28 protein-coding genes are annotated in these 26983 nt (G+C 73.0%); 15 read left to right on the top strand and 13 right to left on the bottom strand.

All coding sequences use genetic code 11. The features are described 5' to 3' along the window. The first annotated feature begins 7 nt into the window (after window positions 1-7). The 6 genes from ACQEVB_RS32585 (at window position 8) to ACQEVB_RS32610 (ending at window position 4699) form a co-directional block, all read left to right on the top strand. Window positions 8-508, top strand: coding sequence for a hemerythrin domain-containing protein (locus tag ACQEVB_RS32585; protein ID WP_432979927.1), 501 nt, complete (start codon window positions 8-10; stop codon window positions 506-508). 4 nt (window positions 509-512) lie between these two features. Next, a complete protein-coding gene (locus ACQEVB_RS32590) occupies window positions 513-674 on the top strand; it encodes a VOC family protein (protein WP_432979930.1) in 162 nt (53 codons plus the stop codon). A gap of 63 nt (window positions 675-737) precedes the next feature. Further along, window positions 738-1058 carry a plasmid stabilization protein gene (locus ACQEVB_RS32595; RefSeq protein ID WP_432979933.1) on the top strand — a complete coding sequence of 107 codons (321 nt, stop codon included), beginning with the start codon at window positions 738-740 and terminating at the stop codon, window positions 1056-1058. A 55-nt stretch (window positions 1059-1113) separates the two neighbouring features. After that, complete coding sequence (locus tag ACQEVB_RS32600; protein WP_432979936.1) at window positions 1114-2478, top strand: cytochrome P450; 1365 nt, start codon at window positions 1114-1116, stop codon at window positions 2476-2478. Continuing rightward, window positions 2475-4265 carry a thiamine pyrophosphate-requiring protein gene (locus ACQEVB_RS32605; protein WP_432979939.1) on the top strand — a complete coding sequence of 597 codons (1791 nt, stop codon included), beginning with the start codon at window positions 2475-2477 and terminating at the stop codon, window positions 4263-4265. The genes ACQEVB_RS32600 and ACQEVB_RS32605 overlap by 4 nt, the downstream gene beginning before the upstream one ends. Further along, window positions 4265-4699: a hypothetical protein gene (locus ACQEVB_RS32610; protein ID WP_432979942.1), complete on the top strand. Its 435-nt coding sequence runs from the start codon at window positions 4265-4267 to the stop codon at window positions 4697-4699. Before ACQEVB_RS32605 ends, ACQEVB_RS32610 begins: the two co-directional genes overlap by 1 nt. Window positions 4700-4703: 4 nt before the next feature. On the opposite strand, the gene ACQEVB_RS32615 is transcribed toward ACQEVB_RS32610, so the two are convergent. Then, on the bottom strand, window positions 4704-5096 hold the full coding sequence (locus ACQEVB_RS32615) for a hypothetical protein (RefSeq protein WP_432979945.1): 393 nt from the start codon (window positions 5094-5096) through the stop codon (window positions 4704-4706). Beyond that, the gene (locus tag ACQEVB_RS32620; RefSeq protein WP_432979948.1) at window positions 5093-5242 is read right to left on the bottom strand and encodes a hypothetical protein; all 150 of its coding nucleotides are present in this window, start codon (window positions 5240-5242) and stop codon (window positions 5093-5095) included. Before ACQEVB_RS32620 ends, ACQEVB_RS32615 begins: the two co-directional genes overlap by 4 nt. 196 nt (window positions 5243-5438) lie before the next feature. Between ACQEVB_RS32620 and ACQEVB_RS32625 the strand changes: the two genes are divergently transcribed. Then, window positions 5439-6428 carry an L-histidine N(alpha)-methyltransferase gene (locus ACQEVB_RS32625; protein WP_432979951.1) on the top strand — a complete coding sequence of 330 codons (990 nt, stop codon included), beginning with the start codon at window positions 5439-5441 and terminating at the stop codon, window positions 6426-6428. After that, on the top strand, window positions 6413-6559 hold the full coding sequence (locus ACQEVB_RS32630; protein WP_432979954.1) for a hypothetical protein: 147 nt from the start codon (window positions 6413-6415) through the stop codon (window positions 6557-6559). Before ACQEVB_RS32625 ends, ACQEVB_RS32630 begins: the two co-directional genes overlap by 16 nt. Here ACQEVB_RS32630 and ACQEVB_RS32635 read toward each other — a convergent pair. The 3 genes from ACQEVB_RS32635 to ACQEVB_RS32645 are packed head-to-tail and all read right to left on the bottom strand — an operon-like array spanning window position 6541 to window position 8372. Beyond that, the gene (locus tag ACQEVB_RS32635) at window positions 6541-7524 is read right to left on the bottom strand and encodes an iron-containing redox enzyme family protein (RefSeq protein WP_432979957.1); all 984 of its coding nucleotides are present in this window, start codon (window positions 7522-7524) and stop codon (window positions 6541-6543) included. The genes ACQEVB_RS32630 and ACQEVB_RS32635 overlap by 19 nt on opposite strands. After that, window positions 7517-7717 (bottom strand): CDGSH iron-sulfur domain-containing protein, encoded by a 201-nt coding sequence (locus ACQEVB_RS32640; protein ID WP_432979960.1) that lies wholly within the window; start codon window positions 7715-7717, stop codon window positions 7517-7519. Before ACQEVB_RS32640 ends, ACQEVB_RS32635 begins: the two co-directional genes overlap by 8 nt. Continuing rightward, window positions 7710-8372 carry a HemK2/MTQ2 family protein methyltransferase gene (locus tag ACQEVB_RS32645; RefSeq protein WP_432979963.1) on the bottom strand — a complete coding sequence of 221 codons (663 nt, stop codon included), beginning with the start codon at window positions 8370-8372 and terminating at the stop codon, window positions 7710-7712. Before ACQEVB_RS32645 ends, ACQEVB_RS32640 begins: the two co-directional genes overlap by 8 nt. A gap of 110 nt (window positions 8373-8482) precedes the next feature. Between ACQEVB_RS32645 and ACQEVB_RS32650 the strand changes: the two genes are divergently transcribed. Next, window positions 8483-8719, top strand: coding sequence for an acyl carrier protein (locus ACQEVB_RS32650; protein ID WP_432979966.1), 237 nt, complete (start codon window positions 8483-8485; stop codon window positions 8717-8719). A 292-nt stretch (window positions 8720-9011) separates the two neighbouring features. Next, window positions 9012-10238 carry a DUF222 domain-containing protein gene (locus ACQEVB_RS32655; protein WP_432979969.1) on the top strand — a complete coding sequence of 409 codons (1227 nt, stop codon included), beginning with the start codon at window positions 9012-9014 and terminating at the stop codon, window positions 10236-10238. Window positions 10239-10462: 224 nt separating this feature from the next. Here ACQEVB_RS32655 and ACQEVB_RS32660 read toward each other — a convergent pair whose 3' ends face one another. After that, window positions 10463-11578: a cobalamin-independent methionine synthase II family protein gene (locus ACQEVB_RS32660; protein WP_432979972.1), complete on the bottom strand. Its 1116-nt coding sequence runs from the start codon at window positions 11576-11578 to the stop codon at window positions 10463-10465. Between the two features lie 8 nt (window positions 11579-11586). Continuing rightward, window positions 11587-12378, bottom strand: coding sequence for an SDR family oxidoreductase (locus ACQEVB_RS32665; RefSeq protein ID WP_432980710.1), 792 nt, complete (start codon window positions 12376-12378; stop codon window positions 11587-11589). Window positions 12379-12534: 156 nt separating this feature from the next. Between ACQEVB_RS32665 and ACQEVB_RS32670 the strand changes: the two genes are divergently transcribed. Together ACQEVB_RS32670 and ACQEVB_RS32675 are read left to right on the top strand one after the other, a co-directional pair. Continuing rightward, complete coding sequence (locus tag ACQEVB_RS32670; protein ID WP_432979975.1) at window positions 12535-13035, top strand: CinA family protein; 501 nt, start codon at window positions 12535-12537, stop codon at window positions 13033-13035. Next, the gene (locus tag ACQEVB_RS32675; RefSeq protein WP_432979978.1) at window positions 13032-14159 is read left to right on the top strand and encodes a carboxylate-amine ligase; all 1128 of its coding nucleotides are present in this window, start codon (window positions 13032-13034) and stop codon (window positions 14157-14159) included. The genes ACQEVB_RS32670 and ACQEVB_RS32675 overlap by 4 nt, the downstream gene beginning before the upstream one ends. A 1-nt stretch (window position 14160) precedes the next feature. Here ACQEVB_RS32675 and ACQEVB_RS32680 read toward each other — a convergent pair whose 3' ends face one another. The 3 genes from ACQEVB_RS32680 to ACQEVB_RS32690 are packed head-to-tail and all read right to left on the bottom strand — an operon-like array spanning window position 14161 to window position 17173. Beyond that, on the bottom strand, window positions 14161-15762 hold the full coding sequence (locus tag ACQEVB_RS32680) for a phytoene desaturase family protein (RefSeq protein ID WP_432979981.1): 1602 nt from the start codon (window positions 15760-15762) through the stop codon (window positions 14161-14163). A gap of 2 nt (window positions 15763-15764) precedes the next feature. Further along, complete coding sequence (locus ACQEVB_RS32685; RefSeq protein WP_432979984.1) at window positions 15765-16202, bottom strand: SRPBCC family protein; 438 nt, start codon at window positions 16200-16202, stop codon at window positions 15765-15767. Further along, a complete protein-coding gene (locus ACQEVB_RS32690) occupies window positions 16199-17173 on the bottom strand; it encodes an SDR family oxidoreductase (RefSeq protein ID WP_432979987.1) in 975 nt (324 codons plus the stop codon). The genes ACQEVB_RS32685 and ACQEVB_RS32690 overlap by 4 nt, the downstream gene beginning before the upstream one ends. 79 nt (window positions 17174-17252) lie before the next feature. Between ACQEVB_RS32690 and ACQEVB_RS32695 the strand changes: the two genes are divergently transcribed. Together ACQEVB_RS32695 and ACQEVB_RS32700 are read left to right on the top strand one after the other, a co-directional pair. Then, complete coding sequence (locus ACQEVB_RS32695) at window positions 17253-19604, top strand: molybdopterin oxidoreductase family protein (RefSeq protein ID WP_432979990.1); 2352 nt, start codon at window positions 17253-17255, stop codon at window positions 19602-19604. Continuing rightward, the gene (locus tag ACQEVB_RS32700; RefSeq protein WP_432979993.1) at window positions 19601-20650 is read left to right on the top strand and encodes an FUSC family protein; all 1050 of its coding nucleotides are present in this window, start codon (window positions 19601-19603) and stop codon (window positions 20648-20650) included. The genes ACQEVB_RS32695 and ACQEVB_RS32700 overlap by 4 nt, the downstream gene beginning before the upstream one ends. Window positions 20651-20710: 60 nt before the next feature. On the opposite strand, the gene ACQEVB_RS32705 is transcribed toward ACQEVB_RS32700, so the two are convergent. From ACQEVB_RS32705 to ACQEVB_RS32715, 3 genes are all read right to left on the bottom strand, one after another. Beyond that, the gene (locus tag ACQEVB_RS32705) at window positions 20711-21532 is read right to left on the bottom strand and encodes a sigma-70 family RNA polymerase sigma factor (RefSeq protein WP_432979996.1); all 822 of its coding nucleotides are present in this window, start codon (window positions 21530-21532) and stop codon (window positions 20711-20713) included. 91 nt (window positions 21533-21623) lie between these two features. Further along, the gene (locus tag ACQEVB_RS32710; RefSeq protein WP_432979999.1) at window positions 21624-23075 is read right to left on the bottom strand and encodes an aminotransferase class I/II-fold pyridoxal phosphate-dependent enzyme; all 1452 of its coding nucleotides are present in this window, start codon (window positions 23073-23075) and stop codon (window positions 21624-21626) included. A gap of 46 nt (window positions 23076-23121) precedes the next feature. After that, window positions 23122-24303 carry an alcohol dehydrogenase catalytic domain-containing protein gene (locus tag ACQEVB_RS32715; protein WP_432980002.1) on the bottom strand — a complete coding sequence of 394 codons (1182 nt, stop codon included), beginning with the start codon at window positions 24301-24303 and terminating at the stop codon, window positions 23122-23124. A 226-nt stretch (window positions 24304-24529) separates the two neighbouring features. Here ACQEVB_RS32715 and ACQEVB_RS32720 point away from each other — a divergent pair, with 226 nt between their 5' ends. Further along, window positions 24530-26071, top strand: coding sequence for a recombinase family protein (locus ACQEVB_RS32720; protein ID WP_432980005.1), 1542 nt, complete (start codon window positions 24530-24532; stop codon window positions 26069-26071). The last annotated feature ends 912 nt before the right edge of the window (window positions 26072-26983 follow it).

Consider the following 26983-nt stretch of genomic DNA (forward strand, 5'->3'; position numbering starts at 1 on the left):
GAGTCCGATGTCGACCGACGCGATCACCATGCTCAAGGACGACCACAAGCAGATCCGCAGGCTGTTCCGGGAGTTCCAGTCCGCAGGCGAGAACGCGACGAAGGTCAAGGGCCGGCTCGTGGACCAGATCCTCGAAGCGCTGACCGTGCACACCTACATCGAGAACGAGGGCATGTATCCGCAGGTCCGGGAGCTGCTGCCGGCCGTGGAGGACGACGTCCTCGAGTCGTACGAGGAGCACCACGTCGCCGACCTGCTGTGCGCCGAGCTGGCCGCGATGTCGCCGGACGACGAGCGGTTCGACGCCAAGACCACCGTCCTCATCGAGAACGTCACCCACCACATCGAGGAGGAGGAGGGCGAGTGGTTCCCGAAGGTGCGGGAGGCACTGGGCCGCAAGCAGCTGCAGGAGATCGGCGCCCGCATGCTGGAGCTGCGCGAGAAGGCGCCGCGGCGCCCGTCGGCGCCCAGCGCGCTGAAGAAGGCCGCTGACGCGGTGCTGAGCTGATCGCGTGCTCGGAGGGCATCCCGGTGTGTCCGACGTCGAGCGCGCCGTGGCGTTCTGGACGAGCGCGCTCGACTGGGACCTCTACCCACCGGACGTCGTGGTGCTGGCCGACCCGGACGGCAACCCGTTCTGCGTCGTCGACCTGAGCACCGCACCGTCCGGCTGATCCCAGGTGTGCCGGAGCCGTTTCGCGGGAACGCCACAAGGACACCACGGAAGGAGCGACGTCATGCCTGCCGGATCGAACGCCAAGCGCGAACGCCAGTACGAGCACATCAAGGACTCCGCCAAGGATCGCGGCGAGTCGGACAAGCGCGCGAAGGAGATCGCCGCGCGCACCGTGAACAAGGACCGGGCCCGCTCAGGGGAGTCGAAGCAGGCGTCCAAGACGTCGAAGAAGGGTCCGTCGCCGGAGCACCGCGGCGGCAAGAACTCGCACTCCGGCTCGAAGGGCCGCACCAAGGAGCAGCTCTACCAGGACGCCAAGCGCCAGAACGTCAAGGGCCGCTCGACGATGACGAAGGCCGAGCTGGAGAAGGCCGTCAAGTAGCGGTCAGGGTCACAGGCCGGCATGCCGGCGGAGCCCGCCGGGTACCGGACCAGCCATGACCGCAACGACGGGACGACCGACCCGCAGCGAGCCGGCGACGGCATCGTTCGCCGACACCGTGCGCGTGCTGGGCCTGGCAGTGGCACCGATCGTGGCGCAGGGGGTGATCGCACGTCGCCGCCGCGTCGTCGCACTGGCCGGCAAGCTCGACACCGACGGGCGCGGGGTGCGGGAGCTGCAGCGGATCCGGGAGCGCTACGGGCCGGGCCCGGTGCGGCTGCGGATCCCACTGCGCCCGGTGGCGCTGGTGCTCGATCCGGCGGACGTGCGCAGGGTGCTGACCGGCACCCCTGGCCCGTTCACCCCGCGCAACCGGGAGAAGCGCGGGGCGCTGGGTCGCTTCCAGCGCCACGGCGTCCTGGTGTCGCGCAACGAGGAGCGGACGCCGCGACGTCGGGTCGTCGAGGAGGTGCTCGACGGCGGCCATCCCGTGCACCGCAACGCCGACGCGCTGGTGCGCGCGGCGCGCGAGGAGGCCACGGCGCTCGTCGCGCAGGCTCGGGGACGCGGCGGGTTCGACTCCGACGACTTCATGACCGCGTGGTGGCGGGTGGTCCGCCGGGTCGTGCTCGGTGATCCCGCCCGCGACGACCACGCGCTCACCGACGACCTGACGGTTCTGCGGCACTCCGCGAACTGGTCGGGCCTCGGTCGGCGGCATCGGCGCAGGTCGGAGCGGCTGCGCCGGCGGCTCCAGCGCTACGTCGACGAGGCGGCGCCCGGCAGTCTCGCCGAGCTGCTCGCCGCGCAGCCCGACGGCATCGCCGATCCCGTCGGGCAGATCCCGCAGTGGCTGTTCGCGTTCGACCCGGCCGGCGCCGTCGCGCTGCGCGCGCTGGCACTGCTGGTCGCCCACCCCGACGAGCTGGCCGCCGTCCGCGCCGAGCTCGCCGGCCGCGACCTGGACGCGCCGCAGGACCTGCCGCGGCTGCGTGCCGCGGTGCTGGAGTCGGCGCGGCTGTGGCCGACGACCCCGCTGGTCCTGCGCGACACGACAGAGCCGACGACCTGGGCCGGCGAGACGTTGCCGGCGCACACGGCGATGGTCGTGCCGGCCTGGTTCCTGCACCGCGACGACCAGGTGCGCGCCGACGCCGACCGGTTCCACCCCGAGCAGTGGCTCGACGGCAGCGCGCAGGCCGACTGGTCGCTGCTCCCGTTCAGTGCCGGTCCCGCGGCGTGCCCGGGCCGAGAGCTCGTGCTCCTCGTCGCGAGCACGGTGCTCGCCACGCTGCTCGACGCCGGCGACGTCACCGCGGCGGCCGGGGTGCCCGACGGCGGTCCGGGGCTGCCGCGCGGCCTCGACCCGTACGCCCTGCAGTTCCGCCTGCACGACACGACCCAGAGGAGTGCCCGATGACCACCACCGTGGGCGACCACGTGCTGCTCCGGCTGCGGGAATGGGGGGTCGACCAGGTCTTCGGCTATCCCGGCGACGGCATCAACGGGCTCGTCGTCGCGTTCGGCGAGGCCGACGACCAGCCGCGGTTCGTGCAGTCGCGGCACGAGGAGATGTCGGCGTTCCAGGCCGTCGGGTACGCAAAGTTCTCCGGGCGGCCCGGCGTGTGCATGGCGACGTCCGGGCCGGGCGCGATCCACCTGCTGAACGGGCTCTACGACGCGAAGCTCGACCACGTGCCGGTGGTCGCGATCGTCGGGCAGACCGAGCGCAGCGCCATGGGTGGCGCCTACCAGCAGGAGGTGGACCTGCAGGCGCTGTTCAAGGACGTCGCGAGCGAGTACCTCGTCGAGGTCAACGTGCCCGAGCAGCTGCCGAACGCGGTGGACCGGGCCTTCCGCACGGCCATCGCACGGCGCTGCCCCACCGTGCTGATCATCCCGAGCGACCTGCAGTCGGCCGAGTACACGCCGCCGGCGCACGCGTTCAAGCAGGTGCCGTCCAGCGGGCCGGGCTTCTCCGCGCCGGTGACGGTCCCGGATCCCGACGCCGTCACGCGGGCTGCGAAGATCCTCAACTCCGGCCGCAAGGTCGCGATCCTCGTCGGGCAGGGTGCCCGTGGCGCGGCCACCGAGGTGGCCCAGGTCGCCGACGTCCTGGGTGCCGGCGTGGCGAAGGCGCTGCTCGGCAAGGACGTGCTGCCCGACGACCTGCCCTTCGTCACCGGCTCGATCGGGCTGCTCGGCACCCGGCCCAGCTACGAGCTGATGCGTGACTGCGACACGCTGCTGATCGTCGGCTCCAACTTCCCGTACAGCCAGTTCCTGCCCGAGTTCGGCAAGGCCAGGGCCGTCCAGATCGACATCGACGGCGCCATGATCGGGATGCGCTACCCCACCGAGCTCAACATCGTCGCCGACGCGCGGGCCACGTTGCAGGCGCTGCTGCCGCACCTCGTCGGCCCGACCGACCGCGCATGGCGCGAGACCGTGGAGGAGAACGTCGCCGCGTGGTGGCGCACCGTCGAGCGGCAGTGCCTCGTCGACGCCGACCCGGTCAACCCGATGCGGATCGTGTGGGAGCTGTCCAACCGGCTGCCCGACGACGCGATCGTCACCGCCGACTCGGGGTCGGTCGCCAACTGGTACGCCCGCTGCCTGCGCATGCGGGCCGGGACGCGCGGATCGCTGTCCGGCACGCTCGCCACGATGGGCGCCGGCGTCCCGTACGCGATCGGCGCCAAGTTCGCCCACCCCGACCGGCCCGTCGTCGCGTTGATGGGCGACGGCGCGATGCAGATGAACGGGCTCGCCGAGCTGCTCACCATCGCCCGGTACCGGGACCGCTGGACCGACCCGCGGCTCGTCGTGTGCGTCCTGCACAACAACGACCTCAACCAGGTCACCTGGGAGCTGCGGGCCATGGGCGGCGCGCCCAAGTTCGAGGCGTCCCAGGTGCTGCCCGACGTGTCCTACGCCGACGTCGCCACGGACATCGGCCTGACCGGCATCGCCGTGGACCACCCCGACGGGCTGGGTCCGGCGTGGGAGCACGCGCTGTCGGCAGCAGGCCCGGTCGTGCTCGACGTCCGCTGCGATCCCGAGGTGCCGCCGATCCCGCCGCACGCCACCCTCGACGAGGCCGTCTCGATGGTCGAGGCCGTCCTCGGCGGCGACCCCTCCGCGGCACACCTGATCATGCAGGGCGTCAAGGAGAAGGTGCAGGAGATCCTGCCGGGGCGGCGCTGATGGCGGCCGAGTCCGTCGACGATGCGCACAGCCGCCCCGCCGGGGCGTCGGACGAGCTCGTCGCCGCGAACGGTGCGTTCGGCGAGGCCCTCGAACGGATCGAGCGTGCCCGCGGCGCCCTGTACGACGTCCACCAGCTGGTCGGGCGCGCCGACGCGCTCCTCGACGACGTCGTGGAGGGTCTTCGGGCGAGCGGGCACGACGACCTCGCCGACCGGGTGCGCGACGAGCTGATCGGCCGCAACGTGCTCGCCGGCCGCTGGACGTTCCAGATCGTCGAGGAGTTCGACGACGGCTACTACGCCGCGTTCCGCGACCTGGAGCGCACGGTGCGCGAGGCCACGATGGACGGGCGCCGGCACGTGTTCGAGGCCGAGATGAAGGAGCGCCGGCGCACCCGCGGCCGGACCGGGCACGAGGCCACGCCGAGCTGACGGGTCACGCGCGGCGGACGGCTCCGTCGACCGCGAGCTGGGCCGCCGCCACCGTCGGGAAGACGCGGTAGCGGCCCAGCGCGCACCGCACGGGCAGCGGCAGGCGCGCCGCGGCGGCGCCCGGCACGATCAGGTGCACCCCGACCCGCCAGCGGGCCGCGAGCTCGACCGCCTGCGTGAGCCCTTTCAGCCCGTCGACGGTCAGCCCGTCGGCCGAGGTCAGGTCGACGGCGACGTGCCGAAGCCGCACCTGACCCAGCTCCGCCATCCGCAACCGGGCCCCGACCAGGCCGACCAGCCGCGCCGCGCTCAGCCGGTCGAGGGTCCCGCGCACGGGCAGCACGTACCAGCCGTCGGCGCCGCCCTCCCGGCCGAGCAGCTCGGGCGTCGCGGTCACGACGCCGTGCGGGCCGCGGGTACGACGGTGGAGCCGGCGTGGTCAGGCGTCGGGACCTCCCGACCGCGGAACCGGCGGAACCGCCGGCCGCCGTGGATCGCCTGCACGGCGCGGGCGGCGTCGTCCATGCGGAAGGCGGCGCTCACGCTGTCCAGGATCTCCGAGACCCCCGCCGAAACCGCTGTGTCCGACCCGCTCATCACCGGTACCTCCCTGTTCCTGCTTCCTGTGGAGCGCACATTCCCACCGGACGAGCACCGCAAACCGGGCAGACGCCCGCATCTGCGCATCGCGACCGAGGTCACACCGTTTGCGGGCCGGTTCGGCGGGTACGCGGCGACCGTGACGTCACGAGTGCTGCCGGCCGACGAGATCATCGCCGTCGACGGCGGGCCGGCGTTCTGGCGCGACGAGGCCGCGCTGCAGGACGCGCTCCGCGAACCGGTACCCCGCATTCCGCCCGTCTTCGGGTACGACGAGCGCGGCTCGGAGCTGTTCGAGGAGATCACGCGCCTGCCGTCGTACTACCTGACGCGCGTGGAGTGGCACCTGCTGCGCGAGTTCGGGCCGCAGATCGGCGCTGTCCTGGACGGGGCGTGGTTCGCCGAGCTCGGCTGCGGCAGCGGCAAGAAGACCGTGACGCTGCTGGGCGAGGCCCACGTGCGGCCGGCCGCGTACCTGCCGGTGGACGTGAGCCACGACATGCTCGGCGTCGCGGCAGCCGAAGCTCGCGCAGCCGTTCCCGCGCTGCGGGTGCAGCCGCTGTGGGGCCGCTACGACGCCGCACTCACCTGGCTGCGGGCCCAGGAGCGGGCCGAGCCGCTGATCGTCGGGTTCCTCGGGTCCAGCATCGGCAACATGACGCCGGACGAGCGGTCCGCACTGCTGGCCGACATCGCAGCGACCCTGCGCCCCGGCGACGGCCTGCTGTTCTCCGCCGACCTGCACAAACCCGCAGCCGTCTTCGAGGACTGCTACAACGACCCACCCGGGCACACCGCGTTCGTCCGCTTCCGGCGCAACCACCTCGACCACCTCAACCACCGGTTCGGCGCCGACTTCGTCACCGACCGGTACGTGCCGCGCGCGCACTACGTCGAGGCCACCGGCATGGTGGAGGGCCTGCTGCACGTGACGGAGGACCACACCGTCGACGTCGCCGGCGTGCACCTGGACCTGCACCGGGGCGACGCGATCAACGTCGGGTACTCGGCGAAGTTCGACCGCGCCCGGCTGCGGGCCGAGATCGAGGGGCACGGCCTCGCGCATGCCGGGTCCTGGGTCGACGCCGGCTGGCAGTACGGCGTGTTCCTCGCGTGGCGCACCCCGTGACGGCGTTCCTGCGCATCGGCGGGTTCGTCGTTCTGGCCGCGGTGGCGGTGGCGGCGCTCGCACGCAGCGGCATCGTGCACCGGTTCGACCCGACCGCGCCCGCGGCGACTCGCTACCCCGCGCCGCGCTGAGCCGCCGGTTCCCGCAGCGACGAGCGGCCCGCCGACCAGCACGACAGCAGCCACTCCCCGAAGCGGTCGCCGAGGAACGTCGACGCCCGGATCCCGAACACGACGTCGGCGGCGAGCGCCGGCTCGGCGACCAGCAGCGGGGCGATGACCTGGCGGCGCACGAGCTGCTCGTGCACGGCGTCGGCCTCGACGTGCTCGGCGTAGAACGCGACCGCGGCCTCGGGCAGCCCGAGCCGGCGCATCCCGCGCACCAGCCGGTCGGACCCGGGCGAGGACGTCAGCTCGACCGTCGCGAACTGGCCGACCAGCGCACCCCGCAGCGCCCGGTGCAGCCCGCACAGCGACATCAGGTTCACCTCCGCCAGCGTCGTCGCAGCCGCCTGATCGAGGTACCGGCCGTAGGTCGGGTCGAGGTCCAGTGCCTCCATGAGCTGCGCGAACAGCTCGGAGTGCATGCGTTCGGGACGGCCGGCGCCGTACTCGTCGTGCTCGACGGTGACGAGCCCGGCCTTGGCCGCGCCGGCCAGCCGCGGGATGACGAACGCCTGCGGGTCGGCCTCCTTCAAGTGGTACAGCGAGCGGTGGCACACGTACTCGCGCAGCTGCTCCACGGTGCCCTCGTCCCGGAGGTGGTGGGACACCCCACGAGCCTCGGCCGGTTCGACGAGCAGCTCGTCGAGCGCCGTCGCCACGTCGTCGTCCGGTGTCGTGTCGGCGCGCAGCTGCGCCAGGAACCGCTGCTCCATCGCGCCCCGCAACGCGAGCAGCGGCACGTCCCACTCGCGCTCGTCGGGCACGCCGGTGAAGCCGCGGTAGTGCAGCTCGTAGCAGCAGTAGAGGGCGAGCTGCAGGTCGTCGCCGTAGGGATCGGCGTCCTCGACGGCGACCGACGGGGCGGAACCGTCGCGCAGGCGGGCGAGCACGGCGGCCGACAGCGGGCCGCGGGGGTGCGGCAGCTCAGGCACGGCGGCGCTCCTTCCGGCGGTGGCTCGTGTCGCAGAACGGCTGGGTGCGGCTGCGCCGGCACGTGCACAGCGCCGTGACGGCGCGGTCGGACCTCACCGCCGAGCCGTCGGGCAGCTCGACCTCGACCGGACCCCACACCAGCACCGGGCCCTCATCGGTGACGAGGACGCGCCGCGGCTCTTCGTCAGGCATGCCGGGCCCCCAGGACGACGATCTCCTCCGTTTGCCGGTCCGGCTCGATCAGCCCGCGGGCGGCCAGCTCGGCGGCGCGGCTGCGCAGCACCGGGCCGAACGGGATCTCCGCGGTGGCCACTACGGCGCCGGTGAGCCCACCGGCAGCCAGCGCCGCCAGCGTCGCCTCCACCCCGCTGAGCGCCGACTGCACCACCAGCAGTTCGCCGTCGGGGCGGAGCACCGCCGCAGCGCCGGCGCAGATCCGGTCGAGCAGCGCGCGCCCGTCCGTTCCGGCGTCCCAGCAGCGGCCGAGCGTGTGCCGCGGCAACCGGCCCGTCGCGGCCGGGACGTACGGCGGGTTCGCCACGACCAGCCCGAACCGGCGGCCCGCCACCGGCTCGAACAGGTCGCCCTGCAGCACCGTGACCGGCGCCCCGTGCAGGCGCGCGTTGAACCGGGCCGCCGCCACCGACCTGCGCGACAGGTCCACCGCGGTCACCGAGCGCGCCCCGGCGGCGTGCGCCACCAGCGCGAGCGCCCCGCTGCCGGTGCACACGTCCAGCACGTCCTGGCCGGCAGCCGACCCGTTGCGGCGCATGACCGCGGCCACGAGCCGGGAGTCGCTCTGGGCCCGGTACACGCCGGGCGGACGGACGAGCAGCATGGTCGACATGCCTGTCGGGTCCCCCGACGTACTCCGATCCACTCCTCCCTCCCCGAACGGTTGGGCGCCCGCCCACCGGGTAGCGAACCCAGGTACGCCCACGACGACGAGGAGGAACCATGGCAACCGGTGAGACCGGCTTCAGCGACGTGATGTTCGACCTGGTGTCCGTGCAGTACCACTCGCTCAAGGCCGGTCACGACTACGGCCAGTACGTCCGCGACGCCCGCAACGCCGGGTACGACGACGTCGCATCGTTCTTCGAGGACGTCATGAAGGAGGACTCGCAGCGCGCCACCCGCTGCCACGAGCTCCTGCGGGAGCTGCAGGGCAAGGAGGACACCGGCGGGACGTGAGGAGTCCCGGCTCTCCCGTTGGTTGAGGTTTCCGGGGGTTCCTGGCGGTTGCAGTTTGCGGGGCTCCGCCCCGGGCCCCGGCCCTCCCTCCGGTGGAGCGTTTCCGTGCCGGCTCTCTGGCTGGAATCCGGTGACTTCGCAGAGGTTCGGTGGTCCTCGCAGGAGTTCGAACCTCTGCGAGGACACTTCAACTTCTGCGAGGACCGGGGGTCGACCCACGCCCGGCGTTGAACGGTGTCTGACCTGCGATAATCGGCACCCGTTCGAACCTGTGTTCGGGTAGAATCAAGGCATGGCCGAGAACCCACTCGCACAGGCCGCGAGCCTGATCGAGCAGGCGTTCACGGCCATCTCCGACAACCCCGACCCCCTCGCCGCGCTCCTCGTTCTGGAGGGCGTGTCGCGGCAGGTCGACCGGGCGAAGGTCGCCGCGATCGCCGCTGTCGAACGCGACGGTGTGCTGGCCGAGAAGGGCTACCGCAACACCGCGGCCGGGTTAAAGGATCTGCTCGGCTGGGACCACGACACCGCGCGCCGCCATGTCACCGTCGCCGAACACGTCGGGCCGCGCACCACGCTGGATGGTGCGCCGTTGGAGCCCGTGCTGCCGGCGACCGCGGCCGCGTTCACCGACGGTGCGGCCACCATGCGGCATGTGGACACCATCGCCGCGCTGATGAACTCCCGCCCGGCCGCGCGGATCAGCCTGGCGGATCGGGTCACGATCGAGGCCAGCCTGGGCGAGGCCGCGCGCACCTTCACCCCGCGGGAAGTCCGTGTCATGGGGCTGGAGCTGCTCGCCGCCGCTGACCTGGACGGGCCGGAGCCGGATGAGCGGCCCGGTCGTAACGAACTGCAGATGGGCGCCAACGCTGATGGCAGCGGGTGGCTGCGCGGCCAGTTCGAGGATCCGCTGGCGTTCGCGGCGATCCGTACCGCGATTGAGGCCCGCACCCGCCCTTCGGCGGAGAACCGGGGCACCACTGCGGCCGAGCGGAACGCGGCGGCGTTGGCGGAGATCTGCGGGTTCGCCCTCGACCACGGCGCCTCCGGTGAGGTGGGTGGGGAACGCCCCCGGGTCACCGTCACCCTCCGCCTGCAGGACCTGGAAGACCGCGCCCGCACCGCGATGCTGGACACCGGAGGACAACTGACCCCCGGCCAGTTGCGGCGGCTGCTCTGCGACGCCCACCTGGTCCCGGTCGTGTTCGACGGCGACAGCCAACCCCTCGATGTCGGCCGCACCCACCGGCTGGTCCCCAGCTGGTTGCGTCGCGCGGTCGCCCTCCGCGATCACGGTTGCGCCCACCCCGGGTGTGATCGACCACCCCCCTGGTGCGAAGTCCATCATGTGATCGAGTGGCAACACGGCGGCGCCACCGCCCTGGACAACCTGGTCATGTTGTGCTGCCAGCATCATGATCAAGTCCATTCGACTGAGTGGCGAATAGACATGAGTTCGGGCAAACCGAAGTTCATCCCGCCACCGTGGATGACCGACCTCTGGACCGCGCCATGACCCGGGCACCACTGTGCCCAGCACACGGTCTGAGGCTCCACCGTCGATCGGGCGTGCGCAGCAACGCCGCAGACCCGGTCCGGCCGCAAACACGCCCCACCGTTTGCGGTCGGGCCGGGTCTGCGGCATCCCGACAGGGCGACCGATCGGCGGTGGAGCCGACCGCAGGTTTCCCGCTCCACCGGAGGAGGGTCGGGGTTCGGGGCGGAGCCCCGAGACGCTCCTCAGACCTCGGCCAGGTGGGCGCCCTCCACCAGCGAGCCGAGCTTGGCCCAGGCGATGCGGGGGTCCACGCCGCCTGCGCCGACGGCGAAGGTGGCCATGCCGCAGTCGGTCGAGGCGATGACGTGTTCCGGGCCGACGAGGTGGGCGTAGCGTTCGATCCGCTGGGCCACCAGCTGAGGGTGTTCGACGTAGTTGGTGGTGCTGTCGATGACGCCCGGCATGACGACCTTGTCGTCGGGCAGGCGGACGTCGGCGAAGACGGCCCACTCGTGCTCGTGCCGCGGGTTGGCGCCCTCGAACGACCACATGGCGGCGCGGGCGCCGAGCAGGACGTCGACGATGTCGCGCAGCTCCACGTCGCGGTGGTGCGGGCCTTCGTAGTTGCCCCAGCAGGTGTGGATGCGGATGCGGTCGGCGGGCACGTCGCGCAGCGCGTGCTCCAGGACGGCCAGGTTCTCCTCGGCCTGTGCGCGGAAGGCGCGCAGGCCGTCGGCGTCGGGCGGGAAGTTCGCGCGCGAGGCGGCCAGGTCGGGGCAGTCGACCTGCACGAGCAGGCCGGCCGCGTGGATCGCGTCGTACTCCTCCTTCATCGCCTCGCCCAGCGCGTTGAGGTAGGCGCTGCGGTCGCCGTGGTGCTCGTCGGGCAGGAACGACGCGATCACGCCGGGCGACGCCGCCGTCAGGAACCCTTCGACGCCAGGGTGCTCGGCCAGCGCGGCGCGCAGGGCGTCGATGTCGGCCTGCACGGCGTCCGCGCCGACGTACGCGATCGGGCCGGTGCACACCGGCATCCGCACGTCCGCCGCGGCCGCCGAGACGGCCTCGTGGCGCTGCCGCGCGAACTCGGGGAAGTCCGGGTCCAGCTCCCGCTCCCCGGACGGGCGCGACCCCGCGAACCCGGACAGCCGGCTGCTGGCGTAGGTGACGTAGCTGATCTTCCCGAGCTCGCCGTCGTTGACGAGGTCGAGCCCGAGCTCGGCCTGCCGCGCCACGCACTCCGCCACCGCGGCCCGGGTCTGCGCGGCCGACGGTCCCGCTCCCCCGCGCTCGCGGTCGAGCAACGCGGCGAGCAGATCGTCCGGGCGCGGAAGGCTCCCCGTGTGGGTCGTCCGCACCTTCCCCGTCACAGGATCGGGTTCCCGCCGGTCACGGCCACCCGCGCACCCGAGACGTAGCTCGCCTCGTCCGACGCCAGCAGGACGTAGACCGGCGCCAGCTCGGCCGGCTGCCCGGCCCGCCCGAGCGGCACCTGCTGGCCGAACGTGGCCACCTGCTCCGGCGGCATCGTCGACGGGATCAGCGGCGTCCAGATCGGGCCCGGCGCGACGCTGTTGACGCGGATCCCGCGCGGCCCGAGCATCTGCGCCAGCGCCGCGCACATGTTCGCGATCCCCGCCTTCGTCACGTCGTAGGGCATCAGCGTCGGCTTCGGGTTGTCGGAGTTCACCGAGCTCGACCCGATGATCGACGACCCGGACGGCATGTGCGGCAGCGCCGCCTTCACCAGGTGGAAGAACGCGCTCAGGTTGATCGCGAGCGTGCGGTCCCACTCCTCGTCGGGGATCTCCTCGACGGTCTCGTGCGTCATCTGGAACGCCGCGTTGCTCACCAGCACGTCGATGCGCCCGAACTCGGACACCGCACGATCGATCACCGCACGGCAATGGGCGGGATCGGCGAGGTCCCCCGAAACGAGCACGGCGCGCTGCCCGGCCTTCTCCACCAGGTCCGCGGTGTCGCGGGCGTCCGCGTGCTCGTCGAGGTAGCTGATCAGCACGTCGGCACCCTCACGCGCGTAGGCGATGGCGACCGCCCGCCCGATCCCGCTGTCCCCGCCGGTGATCACCGCCGCCTTGCCGGCCAGCCGGCCGCTGCCGCGGTAGCTCTGCTCGCCGTGGTCGGGGCGGGGTGTCATCTCGCCGGTCACCCCGGGCGGGGTCTGCTGCTGCTCGGGTCGTTCCTGCTCGGCCACCGTGGCTCCTCCGCTCGGCACGTCTGCTGTGTCGCCTACCCGGGTGCCGGCGCGCCACACCTCGGTTCGCCACCGCGTCCGACGGGGTACGGCAGGGGCATGACCGTCGAGGATGGACCCGACCCGCAGGACCGGCTCGCCGCCGACGTCGGCCGGAGCGCCGACGCGGCCGGCGTGACGCTGGCCGTCGCGGAGTCGATCACGGGTGGGCGCATCGCCGCCCGGCTGGCCGCCGCCGAGGGAGCCAGCTCCTGGTTCCGCGGCGCCGTCGTCGCGTACGCGTCCGAGGTCAAGCACGGCGTGCTCGGCGTCGCCCCCGGACCGGTGGTGTCGGCACCGGCCGCCGAGCAGATGGCCGAAGGGGTCCGCCGGGTGCTCGGCGCGGACGTCGCCGTGGCCGTGACCGGCGCAGGCGGGCCGGACCCGCAGGACGGGCAACCGCCCGGCACCGTGTTCCTCGCCGTCGCCGGACGGGGGCCGGTCACGGTCCTGCAGCACGAGCTGCCCGGCGACCCGGCGACGGTGTGCGAGCAGACCGAGCAGCTCGCGCTGGAGCAGCTCCTCACCCGGCTCACCCCACAGGACGGAGGTGCGTCGTGACGCAGACCGACCCCGCGCGCACCGCAGAACCCCAGGACGTGGGCACTGCCCCGCGACTGATGGGGGTCGAGGAGGAGTTCCTGCTCGTCGACCCCGGCACCGGGGTGGCCAGCGCGGCCGGCGGCGCCGTCCTGCTCGCTGCCGCCGCCGAGCACGACACCGACATGACGGGCGAGCTGCAGCGCGAGCAGATCGAGACGGGCACCCGGCCGAAGCGCTCGCCGGCGGACCTGGAGGCGGAGCTGCGGCGCACCCGCCGGCAGGCCCGCGACGCGGCGGCCGCCGCAGGTGCGGCGCTCGTGCCGCTCGCCACCTCCCCGCTGGCGACACGACCGACCGTGTCGCCGGCGCAGCGCTACCGGCGGATGGTGGAGCTGTTCGGCCTGACCGGCAGCGAGCAGCTCACCTGCGGCTGCCACGTGCACGTCGCCGTCGAGTCGGACGAGGAGGGCGTCGGCGTCCTCGACCGGATCCGGGCCTGGCTGCCCCCGCTGCTGGCGCTCTCGTCGAACTCGCCGTACTGGAGGGGCGAGGACACCCGTTACGCGAGCTTCCGCAGCCAGGTGTGGAACCGCTGGCCGTCGGCCGGGCCGACCGCGGTGTTCGGCTCGGCCGCCGCGTACGCCGTGGTCGAGCAGGCCATGCTCGCGACGGAGACCGTGCTCGACACCGGGATGGTGTACTTCGACGCGCGGCTGTCGCGCAGCCACCCGACCGTCGAGATCCGGGTCGCCGACGTCTGCCGCGAGATCGAGGACGCCGTGCTGATCGCCACCCTCTGCCGCGCGCTGGTGACCACAGCCGCCGCGGAGTGGCGCGCCGGCATGCCGGTGGACCCGGTGCCGATCGAGGTGCTGCGGCTCGCCACCTGGCGTGCGGGCCGGTCGGGGCTGAGCGAAGCGCTGCTCGACCCGCGGACCGGGCGCCCCGCGCCGGCCCGCGCCGTCCTGGACACGCTCGTCGACCACGTCGGGGACGCCCTCGACGAGGCCGGGGACCGCGACACCGTGACGACCCTGCTCGACGGGCTGCTCCGTCGCGGCACGGGCGCGGCCCGCCAACGCGCGGTCGCCGAACGCAGCGGCGGCGACCTGCGCGCGGTGGTGCTCGACGCGATCGGCTGAGTCAGCGCCCGTGCACCAGCGCCAGCGCCGCCGACGTGACGCGCCGGCGCACCGGCCCGGCCCACCCGTTCTCCCCCAGCGCGGCGCGGGCGGCGAGGAACCCGCAGACGCCGTGCACGCCGCCGCCGGGGTGCGCGGCGGCGCTGCCCAGGTACAGCCGCCCGATCGGTGTCTCGGGCCGGCCGAGCCCCGGCACCGGGCGGAAGATCAGCTGCTGGAAGAGCTGGGCGGTGCCGCCGTTCACGGCGCCGCCCACGAGGTTGGCGTCGGCGGCCTCCAGGTCGGACGGGCGCTGGACGTGCCGGTGCAGCACCCGGTCCCGGAACCCGGGCGCGTAGCTGTCGACGACCGCCTCCATGCGCTCGGCCAGCTCGTCGGCCGCGGCCGTGTCGGGCACCCCGCGGGGCAAGTGGCTGTACGCCCAGGCCGACTCGGTGCCGGCGGGCGAGCGCGTCGGGTCGGCGGTGGTCATCTGGCCCAGCAGCAGGAACGGCGAGCGCGGCACGACCCCGGTCTCCAGGTCGGCCGACCACCGGACGAGCCCGTCCAGGTCGGCGCCGACGTGGACGGTGCCGGCATCGTCGACGCCCTTGGCGCGCCACGGGATCGCCTCCTGCAACGCCCAGTCGATCTTGACGACGGGGGTGTCCCACACGAACCGGTGGGCGAGGTCGTCGAGGATCCGGGCGGGCACGACGTCAGGGCTGAGCAGCTGCGTGTAGAGCGCGTGCGCCGACACGTCGGCGATCACCGCGCGCCGGGCCGCGACGTGTGTGCCGGCCGCCGTCTCGACGGCCACGGCCTGCCCGTCGCGCACGACGATGCGCTCCACGGGCTCGCCGGTGCGCAGCTCCGCCCCGCCGGCCCGGGCCCGGCCGGCGAGCGCCGCCGTCAGCCGGCCGGTGCCGCCGACCGGTGTGGGGAAGCCGTGGTGCTGGCCCAGCATCGCCAGCAGCCAGCCGAACACGCCGCTGATCGGGGCGTGCGGGGGCGCGTCGGCGTGCGCGGTGTTGCCGGCCAGCAGCAGCCGCGCCGCCTCGCCGCCGAACAGCTCCTCCCCCATCCGCGCGGCCGGGAGCAGCGCGAACCGGGTCAGCCGCAGCGTCTCGGCCACCCCGAGCTCGCGGACGAGCGCGGCCGGACCGCGCACCGGGGGAAAGGCCGTGAACAGCGACCGCAGCAGCGCGGGCTCGATCCGCTGCCACTGCCGGCACAGCCGCAGCCACGCCTCCCCGTCGCCCGGGTGGTTCGCGTCGAGCCCGACGGCGGTGCGCTCCGCGTCGCGGTACAGGACGGCGGCCTCGACCCCCTCGGCGCGCAGCGGGTGCGCCAGCACGGCCGGCGCGTGCGCCCACTCCAGCCCGTGGCGGTCCAGCTCCAGCGCTCGCAGCACCGGCGACGCCGCGGCCAGCGGGTAGAACGCGCTGAACCGGTCGGCGACGAACCCCGGGTGGTGCTCGGCCGAGCGCACCGCGCCGCCGAGCTCAGCCTCGGCCTCCAGCAGCACCACGTCCCAGCCGGCGTCGGCGAGCACCGCGGCCGCGACCAGCCCGTGGTGGCCGCCGCCGACGATGACGGCGTCGGCCGTCCGCACCGCACCCATGCTCACACCCTCTCGCGGCAGACGACGGCCGCCAATCGCTGCAACGACTCGCGGTTGCGCAGACGAAGCAGGGCGGCCTCGACGGGGCCGGGGATCAGCCGGGCCGGGCCGGCCACGACCGTCTCGCGCATCCGCACGCATGTGCCGTCCGTGTGCGGTTCCAGCACGATCTCCACCCGTGCCCTGCCGAACGGCCACGCTCGTGCCGCGAGCACCAGCCGCCGCCCGGGATCCAGCTCGACGACCTCCGTGGTGTCCTCGATCAGCATCGGCCACGACCCGACGCTGTGGTGCAGCCGGGCGCCGACGGCCGGCCACTCCGGGTCGACCTTGCGCATGTGCGACGCGCCGACGACCCACAGCGGGTAGGTCCAGCCGTCGCCGAGCACGGCGAACACCTCCATCGGCGGGGCGGCGATGACCTGCGCGACCTCCGTCATGACGTCCACCTCCGACCGGCCGCGACCGCCCCACCGGCCAGTGCCACGACCCCGGCTGCCCGCCGGACCCGTTCCTTGCGGGCGCCGTCGAACCCGCCGTCGACGGCCCCGGGCGCTGTCGACGGGGTGAAGAGCGCACCTGCCGTGCCTTCGTCGTCCGGTGCGGGCCGGCGCAGCGCGATCCGCATGTCGATCGCCATCATCCGTTCCGCGAGCCGTGGCGTGACCGCGTGCTGCAGCGCGAACAGCCGCCCGAGCGGGCCGCCGGCGACGAGTTCGGGGCGGGGCCGGCGCAGCGCGCGCACGACCGTGCGGGCGGCGCGCTCGACCGAGTAGACCGGTGGCGGCGGTTGCGGTCGCCGCCCGGTCCGGTTCGCCGCCGCGGCGTAGATCGGGGTGTCGATCGCCGCCGGCAGCACGGTCGAGACGGCGACCCCGCGCACGCCGGCCATCCGCAGCTCCTCACGCAACGACACGCCGAGCCCGCGCACCGCGAACTTCGACATCGCGTACGCCCCCGCGACCGGCGGCGCCACCACCCCGAGCAGCGAGGACAGGTTCACCAGCACCCCGCTGCCCTGCTCGATCATCACCGGTAGCGCTGCGCGCGCCCCGTGCACCGTGCCCAGCACGTTGACGTCGAGGATCCGTTCGATCTCGGCCGTCGGCATCTCCAGCAGCGGCGCGAAGCCGGTCACCCCCGCCGAGTTCACCCAACCGTCGATCCGGCCGAACCGCGCCACCGCGGCAGCCGCAGCCCGCTCCACCGCCTCCTGGTCGGTGACGTCTGCGGGTACGGCGAGCGCCGCGCTGCCCCGTTGCTCGCACTCGGCGGCGACGGCGTCCAGTTCGTGGGCGCGCCGCGCGACCAGCACGGTCCGCGCTCCCTGTCCGGCCAGCGCGAGCGCGGTGGCCCGCCCGATCCCGCTCGACGCCCCGGTCACCACGACCACGGACTCCTCGATCTCCATGCCGCTCACGTACCCGAGCGCTGCGACGGCAACCGTCCGGCGCGAGGTTGCAGACTCCGCGCGCGGGTACGCGAACGAGGTGACTGGTACCCGAGCAGCTCGACCGTCGCGGATCTCCGACGTGTGGGGGACGCGGACACCCTACGCCGCCGGTGCGGAGTGGCCGGTCCGCGTCGACACGCACCTCGACGACGGTGTGGACCCGGACGCGGTGACGTGGGTGCGGTCGGCGTCGCTGCTGCACTCCAACGGCGACGCGTTCGACCTGGCCGTGCTGGACGGCCGGGTCGTCGGGGTCCGCGGCCGCGCGGAGGACCGGGTCAACCGCGGCCGGCTCGGGCCGAAGGACCTGTACGGCTGGCAGGCGCTGCGGTCACCCGACCGGCTGACCCGGCCGCTGGTCCGCGACGCGCGCGGCGAGCTCGTCGAGTCCGACTGGGACACCGCGATGGAGCGGATCGTGGCCCACACCCGGCAGCTGCTCGACGAGAAGGGCCCGTCCGGATCTCAGCCGGCCATCGGCTTCTACACGTCGGGGCAGCTGTTCGCGGAGGACAACTGGACACTCGCCGCCATCGCGCACGGCGCCATCGGCACCACCCACGTCGACGGCAACACGCGGCTCTGCACGGCGACGGCCGCGGCCGCGCTGAAGGAGAGCTTCGGCGCCGACGGCCAGCCCGGCTCGTACGACGACGTCGACCACGCCGACACGATCGCCCTGTTCGGCCACAACGTGGCCGCCACGCAGACCGTGCTGTGGGCGCGGATCCTGGACCGCCTCGCCGGCGACGACCCGCCGCGACTGCTGTGCGTCGACCCGCGGGACACGCCGGTGGCCCACGCCGCCCGCGAGAACGGCGGGTTCCACCTGGCCCCGCGGCCGGGCACCAACCTCGCCCTGATGAACGGGCTGCTGCACGAGATCGTCGCGGGCGGCTGGGTAGACCGCGCGTACGTCGACGCGCACACCGTCGGCTACGACGCGCTGGCCGAGCTGGTGGCGAAGTACCCGCCGGAGCGGGTCGCGACGATGTGCGGTGTGGCGCCCGGGGAGATCCGGGCCGCCGCGCGGCTGCTCGGGCAGGCGGAGCGCCTCCTGTCGACCGTGCTGCAGGGCTTCTACCAGTCCCACCAGGCGACGGCGGCGTCCGTCGCCGTGAACAACCTGCACCTGCTGCGCGGCATGCTCGGCCGCCCGGGCTGCGGCGTGCTGCAGATGAACGGGCAGCCCACCGCGGAGAACACCCGCGAGACCGGCGCCGACGGCGACATCGCCGGGTTCCGCAACTGGCACAACCCCGATCACGTCGCCGAGCTGGCCCGGCACTGGAACGTCGACCCCGACCGCATCCCGCACGACGGCCCACCCACGCACGCCATGCAGATCTTCGAGCTCGCCGAGCAGGGCGAGCTGGGGATGCTGTGGGTGATCGCGACGAATCCGGCGGTGTCGCTGCCCGAGCTCGGCCGGGTTCGCGACCTGCTGCGCCGCCCGTTCCTGGTCGTGCAGGACCTCTACCGCACCGAGACCACCGAGCTGGCCGACGTGGTGCTGCCCGCGGCCACCGGCGGTGAGAAGACCGGCACGTTCACCAACGCCGACCGCACCGTGCACCTGTCGGAGCAGGCCGTCGCGCCGCCCGGCGAGGCCCGCGCCGACCTGGACATCCTGCTGGACTTCGCCCGCCGCATGGACTTCCGCGACCGCGACGGCGCCCCGTTCCCGCCCTGGCACGACGCGGCATCGGCGTTCACGGACTGGGCCGCGTCCACCGCGGGGCGGCCGTGCGACTACACCGGGCTGAGCCATGACGTGCTGCGCTCCCGCGCGTCCGGGGTGCAGTGGCCGTGCCCGTCGGGGCAGACCGACGGCACCGAGCGGCTGTACGCCGACGGCGCCTTCCCCGCCCACCCCGACTTCTGCGAGGACTTCGGCCACGACCTGGCCAGCGGCACGCCCGTCGAGCCGGACGACTACCGCGCATGGAACCCGGAGGGCAGGGCGATGCTCAAGGTCACCGACTACGAGCCCGCCGCGGAGCTCCCCGACCCAGAGCACCCGTTCGCGCTGGTCACCGGGCGCAGCATCTACCACTTCCACACCCGCACCAAGACCGGCCGCGCGCCGGAGCTGCAGGCCGCGGCGCCGGAGGTGTGGGTGGAGTGCTCGACGGCCGACGCCGACCGCCTGGGGCTGGCCGAGGACGACATGGTCGAGGTCGTCGGGGTGCGCGGCACGATCCGCGGACGGCTGCGGACCACGCACGGCCGCGAGGGCGTGCTGTTCGTGCCGTTCCACTACGGCTACTGGGACGCCCCCGACCGGGCGCACGACCGCGCCGCCAACGAGCTCACCCCCACCGAGTGGGACCCGGTCTCCAAGCAGCCGCTGTTCAAGACCTCGGCCGCGAACCTGCGCCGGGTGTGACCCGCGACCGCATCGCCGCGCTGCTGCGCGGTCGCTCCGGCGAGGCTGCGGTACAGGCCGGCAAGGCCGGGGTGGCCGCGGTGCTCGCCCTGCTCGCGGCCCGGGCGCTCGGCGAGGGACCGCTGTTCCTCGCGCCCTACGCCGCGGTGCTCGCCGTCACCGCGACGGTGCGGCGGTCGTGGTCCGGTGCGGCCCGGCAGGGCGCGATGGTCGTCGCCGGGGTGGTGCTGGCGTTCGCCGTCGGGCTCGCCGGCCCGCCGCTGCCGGTCGCGCTCGGCATCGTCGTCGTGGCCGGGCTGCTGCTCGGGCGCTGGCGCCGCTTCGCCGACGACCAGCAGTGGATCGCCGTCACCGCGCTGCTGCTCACCGCCAACGGGACCGCGGGCCATCCCACCGACCTGGCCACCTGGGTGCTGCTGAGCCTCGCCGGCTCGGCGATCGGCGCCACCGTCAACACCCTGGTGCTGCCGCCGCTGCACCTGCGCGACGCCCACGACGCCGTCGACGGGCTGGCCGACGACATCGCCGGCATCGTCACGGCGATGGCGGCCGGGGTGCGTTCCGGCTGGTCGGCGGCCGACGCCGCCGGCTGGGTGAGCAGCGCGCGGCACCTGCGCAGCCGGGCCCGCCGCGTCGAGGAGACGGTCTGGTTCGGACGGGAGAGCGCGCGCTGGAACCTGCGCATGCGGCATCCGCGCCGGCCCGCCGCACCGCTCGCCGCGCCGGCGGCCGTCGAGCAGACCGAGCGGCTCGTCGAGCGGATCGTCCAGATCGCGGTGCTGCTCGGCGATCTCGCCGACCTCGGCGACCAGCCGGCCGACCCGACCCTCGCCGACGTGCTCGACCAGCTCGCCGCCACCATGACAGCCGCCGTGGCCCGGTTCGACGCCCCGGAGGAGCGCGACGAGCTCGTCGCCGCGCCGGCCGAACAGGTGCGCCAGGCGCGCGCGGACGGCTGCACAACGGGCAAGCACCTGCGCAGCGCCTGCATCACCACGGTGTCCGACGCGCTGACGGACCTGCACCACGACTCACGCACACCCTGATGTGCCCACGCACAGGGTGGAACCTGTGCGTGGGCACACCAGGGTGTGCGCGGGCCGGAGTCAGCGCGCTGTCTCCGCCAGCATCTGTCTCCGTAGCGTCGCCAGTGTCCTCGCGAGCAGGCGGGAGACGTGCATCTGGGAGATGCCGACCTCCTCGGCGATCTGGGTCTGGGTGCGGCCGCCGTAGAATCGCAGCAGCAGGATCCGTCGCTCGCGCGCCGGCAGCTGGGCCAGCAGCGGGCGCAACGCCTCCAGGTCCTCGACGAGCTCCAGCCGGTGGTCGTCGTCGCCGAGCCGGTCGGCGATCGCGTTGTCGTCCTCGGTGCCTGGGCCGGGCGCGTCGAGCGGCAGCGTGTCGTGGTGCGCCGCGGCCTTCAGCGCCTCCAGCACCTCGTCGAGATCGGCGTTCAGTGCCCTGGCCAGCTCGCTCGGCCGGGGTGCGCGACCCAGCTGCTGGGTCAGCTCACCCGTCATCCGATCGATGGCGACGGTGAGCTCCTTGAGCCGCCGCGGCACCCGCACCGCCCAGCTGCGGTCACGGAACCAGCGCAGCAGCTCGCCGCGCACGCACGGCACGAAGTAGCCCAGCACGTCACCCTCGGCGCGGGAGGTGTCCCACCGGTCGATCGCCTTGATGACGGCCAGCGACGCGACCTGGCGCAGGTCGTCGCGCGAACCGGCCCGTCCGGTGCCGTACCGGGCGGCGATCCGCTCGGCGAGCGGGAGGAAGGTCAGGATCAGCTGCTCGCGCAGCGGCTCCCGCTCCGGGTGGTCGGGGGGCAGCTCGGCGAGACGGCACAGCCGCTCCCGCTCCGCCGAGAACTCGCTGGGCGCACGGCCCTGCTGTGCCTCCGCCGCCACGGCCTCGGTGGCAACCGACATCGAAGACCTCCGCATCGCACGCTGCATCGGGCGCCATTCGGTTCCCCCGCCCGGGAACCGTTCAAACCGGCCGGTACCCGGACGTGCGCACTCAGGCCATCACGCGGATCGTCTCCAGCTGCGGGTCGGCCGGATCGGGCAGCACCATGCCCGCCTTCACCCCGCTCACGAGGTACTCGACGGCGTCGGCCGAGATCTGCTCGCCCGGCAGCAGCACCGGGATCCCCGGCGGGTACGGCGTGATCTGCTCCGCGCAGATGGCGCCGATCGCGTCCTGCACGGGCACGTCGCGGTAGTCGCAGAAGAACGCGTCGCGCGGGCGCACCGTGGCCTCGATCTCGAGCGTCTCCGGCTGGGGCAGCGACACCGGCGGCGCGACCGGCAGGTCCGCGGCGGCGAGCGCGGTGACGGCGTCGACGAGCACGTCGACGGTCTCCGGCGAGTCGGCGCAGGTCAGCTGCGCCTCGAACCGGCGGTGGTCGGCGAGCCCGACGTCGACGCAGCGTTGCGCGCGCAGCCAGTCCGCGGCCTGGTAGCCGCTGATGCCCAGCTCCGACGTGTCGAGGTAGATCTTCAGCTCGTCGAGCTCGTGCGAGGCCTCGGCCCCGATGAGCTCGTCGTGCAGCACGTGCAGGCCCGGCACCGCGGCGAGCCGTTCCCGGGCGTCGGCGGCGAGCGCCAGCGCCGCGTCGAGCAGTTCGTGCCCGTGCTCGACCATCTGCCGCCGCCAGGCGTCCATCCCCGCGTACACCATGACGTTCGCGCTGGTCGTCGACAGCATGTCCGCGCACGACGACAGGAACGCCGGGTCGATGCGGTCGCCCTGCAGGTGGAACACCGAACCCTGCTCGAACCCGGCCCCCATCTTGTGGATGCTCGCGACGCACAGGTCGGCGTCGGCGTTCATCGCCCAGGTCGGCAGCTCCTCGTGGAACGGCAGGTGCGCGCCCCACGCCTCGTCGACCAGCAGCGGCAGGTCACGGTCGTGGCAGAGCCGAGCGATGGCGGTGATGTCGGCGCACGTCCCGTACGGGGTCGGGCTGGTGATCAGCACGCCTGCGACGTCGGAGTCGGCGTCGAGGGCGGCCGCCACCTGCTCCGGCGACGGCGGGTGCGCAAGGTGCAGTTCCTCGTCGTAGCGCGGGTGCACCCACGTCGGGGTCAGGCCGGAGAGCACCAGCCCGGAGATCACCGACTTGTGCGCGTCCCGGCCGACCAGCAGCCGCCCGTGCCGGCCCGCCATGGCCAGCATGGCGGCCTTCACCGACAGCGAGCTGCCGCAGGTGGAGAAGAACGCGTGCTCGGCACCGACCGCGTCGGCCATCAGCTCCTGCGCCTTCGCCAGGAACTTCCCCGACGACGTCCGGTCGTCGAGGCCGGCGCTGGCGAGCAGGTCGGACCGGAACACGCCCTCACCCAGCACGGCGACCGCGCGCGGGTCGGCGCCGCGGCCCTGCTTGTGGCCGGGCGGGGTGAACGCGGTGTGGCCGTCCCGGTGGTAGGCCGCGACGGCGTCGAGGACAGGAGCAACCGAGTGATCCATGCGGAGGAGGTACCCCGCACGCCGGTCTTCACTCGGCGATCCCCTGTCAGGGGCGGAGCAGCGTCTTGACCATGCCGTCCTGCTTGGCCTGGAACGTGCGGTACGCCTCGGGCGCCTCGTCGAGCATCAGGTGGTGGGTGGCGAACCCGTCGACGCCGAGCGGGTCGTCGTCGGTGAGGAGCGGCAGGATGTCGGGCACCCAGCGATGCACGTTCGCCTGGCCCATGCGCAGCTGCACCTGCTTGTCGAACAGCTGCAGCATCGGCATCGGGTCCGCCGCACCCCCGTACACGCCGGAGAGCGAGATCGTGCCGCCGCGGCGCACCAGCTCGATCGCGGTGTACAGCGCGGCCAGCCGGTCGGTGCCGACCTTCGTCATCAGTGCCCGGCCCAGCGCGTCCGGCAGCAGGCCGGTGATCTGGTGCGCGAGCTTCCCGACGGGGGAACCGTGCGCCTCCATGCCCACCGCGTCGATCACGGCGTCCGGGCCGCGCCCGTCGGTCAGCTCCCGCACGGAGGCGCCGAGGTCGTCATGGCTGCGCAGGTCGATCACCCGCACCCCGTGCGCGGCGGCCCGCGTGATCCGTTCCGTCACGATGTCGACGCCGATGACCTGCTCGACACCCTGGTGCGCCGCGACCCGCGTGGCCATGTCGCCGATCGGGCCCAGCCCGAGCACGAGCAGGCTGCCGCCCTTCGGCACGTCGGCGTAGGCGACGGCCTGCCACGCCGTGGGCAGCACGTCGGACAGGTAGACGAAGCGGTCGTCCGGCGGACCGTCGGGCACCTTGATCGGCAGCGTGTTGCCGAACGGGACCCGCAGCAACTCGGCCTGTCCGCCGGGCACCTGCCCGTACAGCTTCGTGTAGCCGAAGAGCGCGGCACCGGTGCCGTACTCGCGCACCTGCGTGGTCTCGCACTGCGAGTGCAGGCCCTGCCCGCACATCCAGCACGTGCCGCAGGAGACGTTGAACGGCACCACCACGCGGTCCCCCGCGCGCAGCTCCGTGACCTCCGGGCCGGTCTCGACGACCACCCCCATCGGCTCGTGGCCGAGGATGTCCCCCGGATCGAGGAAGGGGCCGAGCACCTCGTACAGGTGCAGGTCCGAGCCGCAGATCCCGCTCGACGTGATCTGCACGATCACATCGGTCGGCTCCTGGATCCGCGGATCGGGGACGGTGTCGACTCGCACGTCCCGCTTCCCGTGCCACGTCACAGCGCGCATGCGGCTCCACCTACCCGAGCCGCGCTGGGCTAACCCCCGTGCGCCGGGCGGAAGCTCCGCTTGGTCGGCAAACCCTGCTCCGCACCACGTCACACACCGCTGGGCCCGTTCACACACGTTCGGACGTGTGATGTTTAAGTAACTTGGAGTTATGGCTCACAGGGCGCAGGATCATCCCAGGTCATCGGCACGTCCCGCGATGGTGCGGCGGTGGAGCGAGGATCGGTTGGCGTTGCCCTACCCGCTGCCGGTACCTGGTGGCGGTCCGGCCCTGGACATCTACGCGCGGCTGTCCCGGGCGGTCAACGGCGAGTTGATCAAGGTGACGGACCAGATCGAGCTGTGCGCCGATCAGATCTTGGAGCGCGGTGGCCAGGTCGGCGAGGTGTTCATGGACAACTCGCTATCGGCGTGGAATCCGCGGGTGGTCCGGCCTCAGTGGAACACGTTGATGGACAGGATCGAGTCCGGCGCGACGGACGGAGTGATGGTCTATGACGCGCGCCGGTTCACGCGGAAGATCATCGAGGGTGAGCGGCTGATCGATGCTGCTGAGCGTGGTGTGCGGGTGTGGTCGTATGGCGGTGAGTACCGGCTGACCACAGCGGACGGGCGGGCGGCGTTTCGGGAGGACATGGTCAAGGCTGCTGCGGAGTCGGACAAGACCAGCGAGCGGGTCAAGTTCGGCAAGCGTCGCAAGGCCCGGCGGGGCCGGGTCAAGGGCGGACACCGCAGTTTCGCCATGCCGGGATGGTTGCCGGTGGGCCCGGAGTGGGAACCGGGTGATGATCGGGAGCGAGTTCCTGCCGAGCAGGTGGAGGCGGAACGCGCGGTCGCGCGTGAGTGCATTGAGCGGTTGCTGGCTGGCGAGTCGACGCGGTCGCTGGTGGCGGAATTGAATCTGCGTGTCCGGGCCGGTGAGCTGGGGTGCGCGACCACGACCGGGGGCGAGTGGACGGTGTTGACGTTGTCGCGGACGCTGCAGCGGCCTGCGATGGCAGGAATCTTGACCTTCGTCGATTCCGACGGTGAGGAAAAGTCCGTGCCGTTGGCGGGAGTCGACCCGGTGGTGCCGCAGCAGCAGTGGGAGGAGCTGTGCGCACTGTTCGCCGCGCGTCGTCACGGCCGCCCGCCGACGCCGACCTATCTCTTAACCGGGGTGATGGTGTGCGAGCGATGCGGGTCGCCGATGCGGGGTCACCCGCGGAAGGGGCTGGCGCCCTACCCGGACGGGTCGATGCGCCGGGAGTACCGGTGCCGCAGGAACACAGCTACCGATCTTGCTTGCGGGCGCAACGGTATCGACATGCGGTTAGCCGATGAGGTGGTCCGCAGCGCCGTACTGGCCCGGCTGGGCGATCCCAAGCATGCGGGACGGATGGCCGCGCGCACCGCTGCAGTCAGCGAGCGTCGAGCGCGGCTGGAGGCTGAGATTGCCCGCTGGGACGACGAGGCGAGCGCGCTGAGTCAGAAGACATTGACATGGGGTGTCGCCCGGGTGGATCGGCAGATGGCCCCGATTCTGGCCAAGATCACCGCCTTGCGCGCGGAGCTGGAGGCGCTGGACGAGGAGGACACGCCGCGGGCCGCCCGTGCGAACGTGGTCGCGGCCTGGACGGGAGCAGAACGTGACGGCGACGTGGCCACCTTGCGCGCGCTCGTCCGCTACGCGTTCCCAAACCTTGCACTGGCCTGCCCAGCCCGCCGCGGAGACTCCAGCACAGCCCGATTCCTGTGGAACGGCCGGGAGGCCGCCGCGGCCGCGTAGCCGTTGCCGCGAGCGAGCGAGGTGGTCAACCGGTCCCGGGGTCACTGGGAAATTGCATTGATCACGACGGCGCGGTGACGATGGTCGGGCGAGAGATCGCGGATTCGACCGAGGGCCCGCAGCCCGCCAAGACGCACCGGTGCTGATGTCGACTTGCTCGCCGCTGTGGAAGCCGCGCGTCCGCGAGCCGTTCATCTGGCCAGCGGCCGGATGTGGCGCGTTCGTCACCGGCGCCACCACAAAGCCCCGCCGCCGGGCGAGGTGCCGCGCCGATCTCCTGTCGCCGAATTATCGAGCGCGCGCTCCGCGCGTTCCCGCACCCTGCAGTGGGCGGGCTGGGATGTAGCCAACTCGAACACCGAACCTTCGGCCCACTGCCGGCGCTTCTGCGCCAAAGGCAAGTACAAAATCGCCTCCAGAGCTAGATTGGCGCGCCCCCGGCGCATCTAGGTTGTGAACGAATACGCGATCAGCGTCGGCATTCACCAACTTTACCGAGTAGGAGAACCTACGAACAGATCTTTCGAATATGACGTCAAACGTCTCTGGCTGCCCTTCAAGCATTAGGTCTCGGGACCACCCGGGAAGAACTACATTCACAACGACGGTGTCACCGGCGTTAGCCCAATCCAAGTAGACATAGACGTCAATCTTGGGGAAGCTTCGCTTATCGGCAGACCATACTATGCTAGAAGCGACCGGATGCCTGTCGGTCGGGCTATCGTTCGATGCGCGCGCGCGCGCGCGCGCGCGCGCGCGCGCGCGCGCGCGCGCGCGCGCGCACACGCACACACACACACACACACGCACACACACACACACACACACACACACACACACACACACACACACACACACACACACACACACACACACACACACACACACACACACACACACACACACACACAC

The organism is Pseudonocardia sp. CA-107938, from assembly GCF_050936315.1.
Classification (GTDB): domain Bacteria; phylum Actinomycetota; class Actinomycetes; order Mycobacteriales; family Pseudonocardiaceae; genus Pseudonocardia.